The organism is Syntrophomonas curvata, assembly GCF_052976825.1.
The window spans coordinates 2,912,787-2,924,836 of the sequence record NZ_CM129641.1; the positions used below are offsets into that span (position 1 = coordinate 2,912,787).

Annotated in this window: 11 protein-coding genes; 2 read left to right on the forward strand and 9 right to left on the reverse strand. The window is 49.7% G+C overall.

Annotated features, from left to right (window positions below; translation table 11 throughout):
- Positions 1-26 precede the first annotated feature (26 nt).
- Both ACU70B_RS13405 and ACU70B_RS13410 read right to left on the reverse strand, forming a co-directional pair.
- On the reverse strand, positions 27-824 hold the full coding sequence (locus ACU70B_RS13405) for a S1C family serine protease (RefSeq protein ID WP_447184024.1): 798 nt from the start codon (positions 822-824) through the stop codon (positions 27-29).
- 3 nt (positions 825-827) lie between these two features.
- A complete protein-coding gene (locus tag ACU70B_RS13410) occupies positions 828-1,091 on the reverse strand; it encodes a DUF4491 family protein (protein ID WP_447184025.1) in 264 nt (87 codons plus the stop codon).
- Positions 1,092-1,310: 219 nt separating this feature from the next.
- Between ACU70B_RS13410 and ACU70B_RS13415 the strand changes: the two genes are divergently transcribed.
- The gene (locus ACU70B_RS13415) at positions 1,311-2,222 is read left to right on the forward strand and encodes an MBL fold metallo-hydrolase (protein WP_447184026.1); all 912 of its coding nucleotides are present in this window, start codon (positions 1,311-1,313) and stop codon (positions 2,220-2,222) included.
- Positions 2,223-2,292: 70 nt separating this feature from the next.
- Here the strand turns inward: ACU70B_RS13415 and ACU70B_RS13420 are convergent, their stop codons facing one another.
- From ACU70B_RS13420 to ACU70B_RS13435, 4 genes are all read right to left on the reverse strand, one after another.
- A complete protein-coding gene (locus ACU70B_RS13420) occupies positions 2,293-3,240 on the reverse strand; it encodes an alpha/beta hydrolase family protein (protein WP_447184027.1) in 948 nt (315 codons plus the stop codon).
- Positions 3,241-3,499: 259 nt separating this feature from the next.
- The gene (locus tag ACU70B_RS13425) at positions 3,500-5,131 is read right to left on the reverse strand and encodes an S-layer homology domain-containing protein (protein ID WP_447184028.1); all 1,632 of its coding nucleotides are present in this window, start codon (positions 5,129-5,131) and stop codon (positions 3,500-3,502) included.
- A gap of 125 nt (positions 5,132-5,256) precedes the next feature.
- Positions 5,257-6,570 carry a cyclic 2,3-diphosphoglycerate synthase gene (locus ACU70B_RS13430; protein ID WP_447184029.1) on the reverse strand — a complete coding sequence of 438 codons (1,314 nt, stop codon included), beginning with the start codon at positions 6,568-6,570 and terminating at the stop codon, positions 5,257-5,259.
- Positions 6,571-6,665: 95 nt separating this feature from the next.
- Entirely contained in the window at positions 6,666-7,124 is a 459-nt protein-coding gene (locus tag ACU70B_RS13435; RefSeq protein ID WP_447184030.1) for a GNAT family N-acetyltransferase, read from the reverse strand.
- 356 nt (positions 7,125-7,480) lie between these two features.
- On the opposite strand from ACU70B_RS13435, the gene ACU70B_RS13440 reads away from it, so the two are divergent.
- Positions 7,481-8,899 (forward strand): MATE family efflux transporter, encoded by a 1,419-nt coding sequence (locus ACU70B_RS13440; RefSeq protein ID WP_447184031.1) that lies wholly within the window; start codon positions 7,481-7,483, stop codon positions 8,897-8,899.
- Positions 8,900-8,968: 69 nt separating this feature from the next.
- On the opposite strand, the gene ACU70B_RS13445 is transcribed toward ACU70B_RS13440, so the two are convergent.
- From ACU70B_RS13445 to ACU70B_RS13455, 3 genes are all read right to left on the reverse strand, one after another.
- Positions 8,969-9,757: an ABC transporter ATP-binding protein gene (locus tag ACU70B_RS13445; RefSeq protein ID WP_447184032.1), complete on the reverse strand. Its 789-nt coding sequence runs from the start codon at positions 9,755-9,757 to the stop codon at positions 8,969-8,971.
- Positions 9,758-9,771: 14 nt separating this feature from the next.
- Positions 9,772-10,608, reverse strand: coding sequence for an ABC transporter permease (locus ACU70B_RS13450; protein ID WP_447184033.1), 837 nt, complete (start codon positions 10,606-10,608; stop codon positions 9,772-9,774).
- Between the two features lie 93 nt (positions 10,609-10,701).
- On the reverse strand, positions 10,702-11,838 hold the full coding sequence (locus tag ACU70B_RS13455; RefSeq protein ID WP_447184034.1) for an ABC transporter substrate-binding protein: 1,137 nt from the start codon (positions 11,836-11,838) through the stop codon (positions 10,702-10,704).
- Positions 11,839-12,050: the final 212 nt, after the last annotated feature.

Here is a 12,050-nt window from a genome sequence, read left to right on the forward strand (position 1 = left end):
CATTCAAATATTTCCTGGCCCAATTATCAATTCAGATCCTTGGTGAGAGCGGCGGCCGGGATGGCTAGGGCCCGGTTCTGATCTTTACCCTCAATCTTTACCGTTCCGGCAGCATAGACGATACCGACCAGTCGACCGGTTGCATCCAGAACCGGGCTGCCGCTGCTGCCGGGGGCAACGGTGGCGGCAACAGAGAATACCTGGTTAGCGGTTTCGGTCATAAAATACTCCTTCACCTGGCCCCGGGCTGAAATCCGCTGGCATCCCCGGGGGTTGCCGATTATGGTCACGGTTTGTCCCAGCTCTGCTATCCGGTCATCTGCCACCGCTAAAGCGGGCAGGTCTTTACCGTCAAGCTTTACCAGGGCCAGGTCATAGCCGTCGATGAGTTTAATCTTCCGGCTGAAATATCTGTTCTCATCACTGAAGGTAACCTCCACCGAGGATGCACCCTCCACTACATGGCGATTGGTGACTATCAGCCCCTGGGGATTCAGGTTAAAACCGGTTCCCTGACTTCTGGCTCCCGTTCCCCCGGTTTTGGTTACCCGAATATTTACCACTGCCGGTTTGCACTGGCGCACCAGGGCTTCCTCGGACAGAGTCTTATCCTGTTTGAGAAAATCCAGGTGAGGCGGCCGCAATAATGGCAGCCAGGCATAGGAGAATGCCAGGAAGGCCAGTAGGGTTATGCCGGCTCCGATCTTAAAAATCAGCTTGCCTGGCTTATCTTCCCCGGCTTCGTCTTCCTCCAGCATATCCCGCTCTGGGGCCAGGGTGTTTTCATTTTCCCATCTATTTTCCGGTTGGTTTTTATCGTCCATTTTTCACCTGCCATTGGCAAGAGCCCGTTTGTTCTGGTCAAACATCTCTTTTATCGACCACAAATTGATAAAAGCATTGTAGCCCCACCACATCGACCAGGCATCACTGGCGGCAGCCAGGGCGAAATAGAGACAGGCCAAACCTATTAAGAGAAAGGCAATCCAGGGCCAGACACCGAAGCGCGCTTCCAGTTTGACTATCAATATATGGTAGACACCGATAGTGACCAGTACATAAAGGCCAAAATATATACCTATCCATTTCATTTATCTTGTTCCCTCCCCACTATTTAACTAAAGAAGTCCCCTATTCTACCTCCAGTATAGCTGATTGGTACATTTATCGCCCTGATTAAATGTACGGTGATCATTATTAACAGCTGTACAATCTGCTCAGCTTTTTACAGCAGGATTTATCCTGGTCTGCGAAGAATAAAGAGAAAAAATGGAAAATAGGTATGTCCTTTCAACTGGAGTGATTAATCTGTGCTAATCCCGGTAGTAAAGCAGGTATGGATAGTGGCCCCGGAAACCAAGCCCCGGTACCCCTACGGGAACTGTATGTATATTGAGTCCGACAGCCGGGCGGTAATCGATTTAGGCGCCGGAGCCCGGGCCTTTGCTGATGTCGCCTGCGATCAGGTCGAACTGGCCTTGCTCAGCCACTTTCATTTTGATCATATCCATGGAGACAGCCTGTTCCCCCGGAGCCGGCTTATGGCAGGAGAAGAGGAACGCCTAACCTACAGCGATGAAAAGGAGTATATCAGTTTTCACGGCTATAATCTGTGGGAGTCCCTGATGGGGCTTAAGCGAGATGCCTATGGCCAGGTGGTGCCTCTCGCGGAAGATGTCCTGGCCCGGCCCGGATTCCGCCATATGCCCCTGGGAGGGACCTTTCATGATCAGGATGTGATCGACCTGGGCGGAATTTCTTTGACCGCAGTGCACCTGCCCGGCCACACCCGCGGTCATTACGGATTTTACCTGGAAAAAGAAGGGGTATTGTTCAGCGCCGATATGGATCTGGTTCCGGCCGGCCCCTGGTACAGCAGCAACAGTGCTGATGTGGATGATCTGATAAGGTCGGCGGAAAGGATTAAGGCCATTGCCCCCCGAATAATTGTCCCTTCCCACCGCCGGATGCAAACGGAGAACATATCCGGGCAATTGGATACGTATATTCAGGTGGTGCTGGATCGCAACCAAAGATTGTTTGATCTGCTCAAAACTCCCCGCAGCCTGGAGGAACTGGCTCAATTCCAACTGGTTTTTCCCCGGCAGCAAAACCTGTACGAACTGTTCTGGGAAAAAATGACCATCCGCAATCATTTGCGTTATCTTATCAAATATGGATTGATTCAAGAACTACCGGATGGTATTTATCAGCGTGTCTGATGAGGCTCTGCCCGATAACAGCCCTGGAGGCCACAGGGCGATAAGCCGGGGGGGCCTGACCCCAACGCTGTTATTTGTAGTTTCTGTCCAGCCAGTTTTTTATCAGCAGGATCAGATCGGGATCAACCGGCTGTTTGACCGATTCTTTATAGATTTTGTTAAGGCTCAGGAGAGAGCCGGGTTCCTTTTGTATCCTAAGCAAGTGGTTCATGTCCTTTATGATATGGCATTCTGCATCCCCCTGCACCAGTTCGGCTATTATCTCTGCATGCTCCGGCAGCACCTGCAGGTCTTTATCCCCGGTGATTGCCAGTACGGGGCAGGTCACATGGGCGAGGTCGTCTACCACGTTGTAGGCAAAATGCTCCCGCAGCCATTTGGCGTTAATCTTTTGCAGCTTCATTTTCACGACATCTTCCTGGGATTCCATGAGCTTCTGCATGGACTCGGCCTGAGCCTTTTGGGCCCGCTTTACCACTCCGAACCAACGTATCAATAAACCCTTGACTCCCTTGGTTTCCTCAAATTCCCTGAAAATGCGCCTCTCCTGCCGGGCTACTATTTCCCCAAACGGTTCAGCGATTCCGGCCAATAGAATTAATCCCTGCACCGCCTGCCTGGCGTTAAGGGCTGGTGCAATTATGCAGCCTTCACTATGTCCCAGCAGTATGATTCGCCGGGCATCAATGCGAGGGTCTTGCTTTAAAAAATCCAACGCTGCCCGGGCATCATCGACCAAATCCCAGAAACCGGCGCTGATATAGTCGCCTTCGCTCTCCCCAACCCCACGTTTATCATAGCGCAGGGCAGCGTATCCTGACGGTACCAGGGCGTCGGATAGTTCTTTAAAGGCATTGATTTTTAGGCCGTTCGCATTCTCGTCACGGTCGGTAGGCCCGGAACCGTGGATAAACAATATTGCCGGGCAAGCTTCTGTAGTTTTTTCAGGCAAAGCAAGCGTTCCGCGGATAGTAATATTGCCCTTTATAACAACTTCATGTTCATGGATGTCAGACATCGAAAGCCTCCTTTGCTATAGGGTCAGCTTACAGCCTCAGGGTCGTTTATTTTAATTATGGCCCAAAGCAGCATAAGATATCTAGGCAGACGCCATATCACTATTTTATTGCTAATCGGCCGTACTTTTCTATCGGCTGGGGCTGGATGACGGCATTGCAGATAGGGCAAACGATACTGCGAGACTCGAACGGCTGGCAATAGTTCAGCCCGGCCCGCTTCAAAGCAGAGCCGGGCTGAAAGGAAAAAAGTGTTAGGGGTTAAATGGTTATACTTGCAAGGTACCAGACATTAGTTTTCTTGATGAGAAAGATATGTTTGCCGGCGACCTGACCGGTAGTCTTGAACCATAGGTTGGTATCGCTGTTGGCGGTAAGCTCCGTTACCTGACCATCAGGCTTTATCTGGTACATAAAAGTGAAGCTGGACAGGTTGAGTTCACCCAGTCTGAACTCCACATAGTTGCTGCCGTCATGTTCTCCGCTTCTGCCGGTAGCGATTGCCGCCACCTGGAAGGGAGCCACCCAGTCGATTACAGCCTCGTAGCTCCGGTCATCTTTGTCGACTACGTTCAAGGTATATTTGCCGGTTTCCCGCTGAACGTTAAACCAGAGGGTACTGTCGGTGTTGGGAGTGAGATTGACCGCATCGGCACCGTCCTTTTGCAGGGTTATGGATTTTACATAATCCTTGGCCAGACTGATCTGTTTTCCATCAACTTCAAATGTGTATTCTTGATATACTTTGCCATCATGCCCCCCTACTTTACCGGTCTCTTTCAGGGTACCCGCAATAGCCTGGGCTTTCTTGACGACAGTCACTTTGCAGGCGGCTGACTTGGTGGATTCGCCCTTGGCGGCGGTAGCAGTAATGGTAACGGCGCCGGTTTTATCGGCTGCAGCCGTAACCACTCCGCCAGCCACGGTAGCCAATGTGGTATCGCTGCTGGTCCATTTTACGTTGCTGTCGGTGCTGTCATCATTATATTTGACTACCGCCTTCAGCGTAATGGATTTTCCCTGTTCTACGGCAGCGGTTTCGGGCAGGGTTACGGATATAATTTCGCTCTTGTTTTCATCTTTATCCTTGTCCAGCAGTCTTTGCAGTATGCTGGCCATCTCCGCCCGGGTGATGGCACTGTTGGGGTTGAAGCTGCCGTTGGGGTTGCCGGAGATTATACCTTCCCGGTACAGGGCCAGAATATAGCCAACATCTTCTTGGGAAAGCAGGATGCCGTCTTTGAAAGGTATGTTGCTGGTGTCCACCGGCTCCAGCCCCAGAGCTTTGGCAATCATGACCGCGGTCTGGGCTCGGGATGCCTGTACGGCCGAGTGGAACCGGTTCAGCTTGATAATGCCTTTTTTATCAGCTTTGTGAGCGTCTCCCCGTACCCATTCCGGTATCTTGTCCAGTGCATTCCGGTCTTCATCCGCTGTTTCGTCTTCATTTATGGTTATATCGGCAGCGTCGGCGGCAATACGCATTACCAGGGACAAGGCTTCGGCCTGGGACAGTTGCTGATCAGGCTTGAAGCTGCCATCGGGATAGCCCTTTAAAAGTCCAATTGCAGCCATTTCTTCAATGCACTGGTTGGCCCAGTGCCGGTAGGTATCGCTGAAGCGTTTTACCTGTCCTGATTGGGGCTGCTCTTTAACTGTACGGTATTGTTCCTGCAGTGATTTTCTGACCCGCTCTTTAACCGTCTTTTCCGCCTTTACCCCGGTATTTTGTTCCATTTTCTTCACTTGGCCGGGAGGCTGCTGCTTCTGGCTGTTTACGATTTTTTTGCCGCCGGCGGCCCCCCCTTTGCCGTTGTCTGGTGCGGCCGCGGCTGCGGTGGACATTACGGCTACCAGCAGCAGAGCCAATATCAAAGACACGGTTTTTTTCATGAATCTTTACCTCCTTTGCCTTTCTTGTTTATATATGCGTACCCGGGGTTCAGAAAATGGGGTCGGGCCAAAAAAATAAGGGACTAAGGAGATGCAATTCTCCTTGTCCCTTATGCATCAGCTGGTTATAGTATCTTGAGCAGGATTTCCTTTAAACGGGGATTGCCGATTTCCTCCAAGTCATAGCCCACTCTCACGGCCGGCTTTTTAAGGGTCATTATCCGGCGCAGGTCGATGGGGGTTCCGATAACCACTATTTCCGCCGGAGAGTTATTGATGGTCTGTTCCAGTTCTTCGATCTGGGTTTTGCCATATCCCATGGCGGGAAGAAGCTTGGAAAGATGATTGTATTTGGCAAAAGTGCCTTTAATACTGCCTACGGCATAGGGGCGGGGGTCAATCAGTTCACCCGCACCCAGTTTCTCGGCCGCTATTACCCCGGCGCCATAGGCCATGCCTCCGTGGGTAAGGGTAGGACCATCTTCCACTACCAGAACCCTTTTCCCTTTGACGGTATCGGGCTGCTCTACCGTGATCGGTGAGTTGGCCATAATGATTGCTGCTTCCGGATTGTTTTTGCTTATGGCTTCCTTGACTGCCTCCACATCGGCGGCATCAGCGGAATCGACTTTGTTTATGATGGCAATGTCAGCCATCCGCAGATTGGTCTCCCCAGGGTGGTAGCTGGTCTCGTGCCCGGCGCGGTGCGGGTCAACTACTACTATGTGTATATCCGAGGCATAGAAAGGAATATCGTTATTTCCGCCATCCCAGATAATTATATCGGCTTCTTCTTCTGCCTGGCGCAGTATAACCTCGTAATCCACTCCGGCGTATACTACAATGCCGTTGTCAATATGAGGCTCGAATTCCTCCCGCTCTTCTATGGTACACTGAAATCGGTCCAGATCATCATAAGTCGCAAATCTCATAGCTGTTTGCTCTTCCAGGTTGCCATACGGCATGGGATGGCGGATAACCGCCACCTTTTTGCCGGCATCCTGGAACAGTTTGGCGACATATCTGGTAGTCTGGCTTTTGCCGCTGCCCGTTCTAACCGCTGTAACTGCTACCACCCTGCGGTTGGACTTAATCATAGTCCTGTCCGGCCCCATTAGCCTGAAATCGGCTCCGCAGGCATTGACCAACGAGGCCTTGTGCATAACGTATTCATGAGCCACGTCACTATAGGCAAAGACCACCTGATCTACGTTATACTTTTTAATCAGCTCCGGCAGCTCTTCTTCAGCATATATAGGAATGCCTTCCGGATATAGGTTTCCTGCCAATCCCGGGGGGTATACTCTGCCCTCTATGTCCGGGATCTGAGTAGCTGTGAAGGCCACTACTCGGTAATCCGGGTTGTCCCGGAAATAGGTATTGAAATTGTGGAAATCCCTTCCGGCTGCACCCATAATAATTACTCGGTCAACTGTCATTAAAAACCCACCTCTCTGGTTTTGTATAGTAGCCTGATCCGTTAACGCCTTCCTGATAAACTGACGCTGCCGGCCAGGATCTGCCCTATTCACGCTTATCCATTATTATTCGTATCCCAGGAGAAAACCTTGATATCCCGGCGGCGCTCCCATCCCTGGTTTTTATAAAACTGTGCCGCCTCAAGGTTATCGCTGAAAGCAAACAGATGGATTTTAGGAACTCCCAGCAGCTTAAGTTCATGGCTTACTTGTCCAAGAAGCGTTTTGCCATATCCCCTGCCCTGGTAATCCGGATGTACCGCCAGATGGTACAAATATCCGCGCCGACCGTCAAATCCCCCCAGAACCGTACCAATTAGCTGCTTATTTTTTTTAAGCACCAGGCAGGTTGAAGGATTCTTGTCCATAAAGGCCTTAAGCGATCCTTCGTCATCCCCCCGGCCTACCCCCAGTCCGGGAATCGACCTCCATAGTTCTAACATCATCGCCGCATCCTGGGGTTGCGCTTTTTCTATGCGGCAGCCGGGAACAGCTTCCGGTTTTTTTTCCCCCATCAGATTCTCTCTTCTTTATAATTAAGATTGTTTCATAGCGCCCTGCCGATTATAGTGAACGCTCCCGTTCCTCGTCCATTTTGCCATTATCCTCAAAATTACTGTTTTATTATAACGCATATCAGATTAACAACTAAAAATTTTACCAAAAAAATGTTTTTTCCACATCTTGCTGGCTTGGAGGGCTTTTACCCTGCGGAAAGTCAGCCCCCGCTGGGTCTTGCCTACTATTATACCAGTTTCCAGTCCATTCTTATCCCTTAAGGCTGCATTTTGTTTTTTAAAAAACATTGACTGACTTGCCTGGTTCATTTAAAATGTTAGGGTTATAGACTAGTTGAAAGCAGGATCGTTTTATGGATCGTTCGGAAGAAATGCGCGACGGTAATATCGGCAGGCTGCTCTGGAGTTTCTCCTGGCCTGCCATTATCGCCATGCTGGTTAATTCGCTTTATAATGTCATAGACCGTATATTTGTAGGCCGGGGAATTGGCTCATTAGCAATAGCTGCAACTACCGTCGCCTTTCCCATAATGATTATTCTAATGGCCGTGTCTATTTTAATAGGGGTCGGCGCTACCGCCTTGATATCGATCCGTCTGGGCGAACAGAGAAAGGAGGACGCTGAGAAGGTTGCCGGGAATGGCATTGCCATGATAATCCTGTTGCCAGCTGTTCTGGCAATCATTTTCTTACTGTTTGCCGAACCTATATTGGTTGCCTTCGGGGCAAGCGCGGAGGTTCTTCCCTATGCTAAGGATTTTACCCAGATTATCATGCTGGGCTCGGTGTTTGGCTCCATCAGCATGGGGGCCAACAACTTCATCCGGGCGGAGGGTAACCCTAAAATGGCCATGTATACGCAACTGCTGGGTGCGGTGGTTAACACCGGGCTGAACTACGTTTTTATCTTCATCCTGGGTTGGGGAATCAAGGGTTCAGCTCTCGGAACCGTCCTGGCGCAAATGCTATCCGCCGCCTGGGTGTTGAGCTATTTCTTGAGCGGCAGGAGTCTGGTAAAGATTCGTTTGAAAAACCTGAAGCCTAACTGGCCTATCCTAACCGGCATTATGGCCATTGGTTTTGCCCCTTTTGCCATGCAGGTGGCCAACAGCATACAGCAGCTCATACTTAACAAAACTCTGATGTTCTATGGCGGGGATATGGCCCTGTCAGCAGTCGGCATTATGATGAGCATTTCCACCCTGCTGTTTATGCCCATATTAGGACTGGCCCAGGGGGCGCAGCCGATTATCGGCTTCAATTACGGAGCCCAACAGTATAAGAGGGTAAAGGAGACCTGGAAAAAAGCTGTTTTAGCAGGAACCTGCATAGCTGCAGCGGGATACCTGGCTATTCATATCTGGCCTGAGCAATTGACCGGGCTGTTCAGCAACGAAGATATTGCACTGACAGCCTTGACTACCCATGCTATGCTGACCTTTATGGCGATGTTCCCCATTATCGGCTTCCAGATCATAAGCTCTACCTATTTCCAAGCGGTTGGCAAAGCACGTCAGGCAGCAGTGCTCAGTTTGTCCCGACAGGTCTTGTTCTTTATCCCTTTGCTCCTTATCCTGCCGCATTTCTGGGGTATAGAAGGGGTATGGCGAACGGCGCCTATTGCCGATACACTATCAATTATGCTGACTGCTGCCTTAATATATCGGGAGATGCGGAAGCTGAGCGAAAACGAAGATAGGCCGGCATACGATCATGAAGCAACTGATAATTCCCAAGCCTCCGGAGCATTATGCAGTTCAGAGTCTCAATAAAAGCATCTCAGGGTAAGGGGGCTGCCAACCCTTCACCCTGATAACACCTACTCAGCTCAGTGCTTTACATCACTGCTTATACCCCACTCCCTGACTTGCTGCTACCTCTTCTTCCAGCATGTCTAAAATACGAGCCGATAATTTACCGTAAGCCGGGTTGGCTCTATCCCTGGGGCGGGGCATACTAACATCTATTTGTCCTTTAATGTTGCCCGGGCCAGCTGTCATCACCACGATACGGTCGGCCAGATAAATAGCTTCGTCAACACTATGGGTAACAAATACTATGGTCTTGCGATTTGCTTCCCAGACTTTTAGCAATTCTTTTTGCAATATGATCCGGGTATGAGCATCCAGAGCTCCGAAAGGCTCGTCCATCAGCAAGACATCGGGGTCGTTGGCCAGAGCCCTGGCTATGGCTACCCTCTGGCGCATTCCACCCGATAGTTCATAGGGATATGAGCCAGCGAAGTTCTCCAGCCCTACCATTTCCAAGTATTTAATGGCTGTTTTCCTACAGTATTCAGCCGGTTTTCTCGCTAATTCCAGTCCCAGACCCACATTATCCAAAACGGTTCTCCAGGGCAGCAAGGAGTATTCCTGGAAAACCATCCCCAGCCTTTTATCAGGCTTGGTAACCATACTTCCCCGATATAATATCTGCCCTGAACTGGCCTGTTCCAACCCTGCCATGATTCGCAGCAAAGTAGATTTGCCACAGCCGGACGGCCCCACCAGACAGATGAAGTCATTTTCTTTTACCCGCAGCGAAACGGGCTCCAGGGCCTGAATACTCAGCCCCTGTTCCGTAGCAAACATCTTGCTGACGTCTTTTATGTCAATTATCTCCTCCTGCATAGCTATCTCCTCTTTTATCGGGCCAATCGCTGCCACCTGAATTTTCTATTTTCAAAGGTTCTGAACAAGCAATCCAACAAGGCTCCCACTGCCCCTATACTGATCATTCCGGCAACGACCACATCCGTATGGGCAATCGTATAGGCATGGGTGATAAGATAACCTACCCCGGAAATACTTCCCGGAAGCATTTCTGCCGAAACCAGACACATCCAGGCTACGCCCAGCCCGGTGCGCATCCCATTGACAATCGAAGGGGCTGCAGCGGGAAGAAGGATTTTGCTAAATATCTCGCGGTTGTCTGCGCCCAATACCAGGGCTGAATCAATCAAAGTCCTGTTTACGCTTCTCACCCCGTAAATTGAACTGGTAAGTACCGGGAAAAAGGCTCCGACAAATATGATAAAAATCATGGAAATCTTTAAGTTGCTCAACCATATATAAACCTGTCCTTCCTCGACTCCAAGCAGGGTAGCAAAGCTTGCCACTCCGAACCAGGCCAGCACCAGCGGCACCCAGGCCAGCGGCGGTATGGGGCGGAACAGCCCCAGAAAATTATTGAACAGATTAAAAACGATACCATAATAGCCCATAACTATTCCCATAGGTATGGCAACCATCACCGCAAGTATATAGCCCACCATGACCCGAATAAGGCTTACCAGGATATTACTTAAAAGCGAGCCCATGCTGATCAGATTCTCCGTGGGCTTGAATAAGAGGGCAAAAACCTGGTTTACCTCCGGAAGTATAATAGGATTACTGACCCGCAGGGCACAGCCCCACCATACGACTATGAACAACAGCGGTATTATTAAAGAAATTAGAAAACCATGCTTAACCCGTGCCACCTTTTACTCCTCCCCTGAACGAACATATAGCATAACAGGTTCCCGGCAGACAAAACGTCTCCGGGAACCTGCAGGCAAAAGTGTGTTTCCCGACTATTTTACGAACCGGAAGTCGAAAAGGGGGGCTTCTGCATCCTTTAGTTCCTTACCCTTTAACTGGCCGTTAAATTTACTCATCTTATCCAACGTTTTAAGGTATATCCCGATCCCCTCTTTCCAACTGGCAGAAGGATCAGTCGTGTATTTAAGAGTTGCTTTTTCGGCCGCTTCTTTAGATATGCCAATCCATTCGGCAGTAATGTTCGCCGCTTCCTCCAGGTTTTGATTGCACCATTCGCTGTTCTGAGCAATCAGCTTTAATAAGGCTTTTAATTCCTGCGGATAGCTGGCGATAGCTTTATCGCTTCCTGCTACTACGCAGCAGGGAGTGTCATGCCATTTACCCTGCGGGGGAAGGTAACGCAGTTGGACCACAACCTGTCCAACATCCTCGGTAAGCGCAACCTCCGGAAAGGGCGAGGGGCCGACCCAGCCTTCCACCTGTTTACCGGTTAAGGCAGGAATAAAGTTAGTGGTTTCTTTAAGGTCCGCCAGCAGTATGTCAGCCGAAGTATCGTTGGCATCCTGGGTTGTTTTCAGCCCGGCATCGAAAAGAGCCGCTTCAAACACTATTTTAGGCGCGCTGGTGGGGGAATGATAACCAATTACTACGGGTCTGGCAGATGTTTTAGCATAATTGACAAACCCATCCCAATTTTTTATCTCGCTGCCCTTGGGAAAAACTAAAGCCATCCCTTCAGTTTGTATGGGGGATAGTATCTTTATCGGAGTACCGCTGTCGATTGCGGTCATAATGGCCGTTACCGATGCCAAGCCAACATCTATATGCCCCTGCGCGAACAGGGTTGCGGTTTCGGAGCCGCTTTTCGCTGTTACCACATTAAGCTTGCAGACCTTGATCCCGTCAGAATATAATTCATACTTTTCTTTGGGTACAATTTCTTTTAAATAAGTCCCCTTATCTTTAAACTTTTCACCCTGATGCATGGCTGCTACCAGCGGAGTCTGGTGGTTGGTGAAAATATAACTGATATTTAAGGTGGGAACCTCCTTGGCCTGGTCGCCGGTATCGGTACTGGGAGTACCGGTATTCCGGCTCCCGCAGCCGGTTACGGTCAGAGCCAATACCAGCAGTAATACCAAAAAAACTGCAAGCCCTCTTCTTTTCAAGATTAAAATCTCCTCTCTTATTGGTTCAGGAAGCACCTTTACCATAATTTTAGGTTATATATTGTATTATATAACCATATGACAGTTATATTTTACCTGTCTGTTTATAGACTGTCAACCAGCCAAGCCCTTGTTGTTGAATAATTCCTTCCTGTTCGGACGGTTCTGGGCAAAAAAGTTTTTGCTATACCGCATGTAATATTATTTATTAT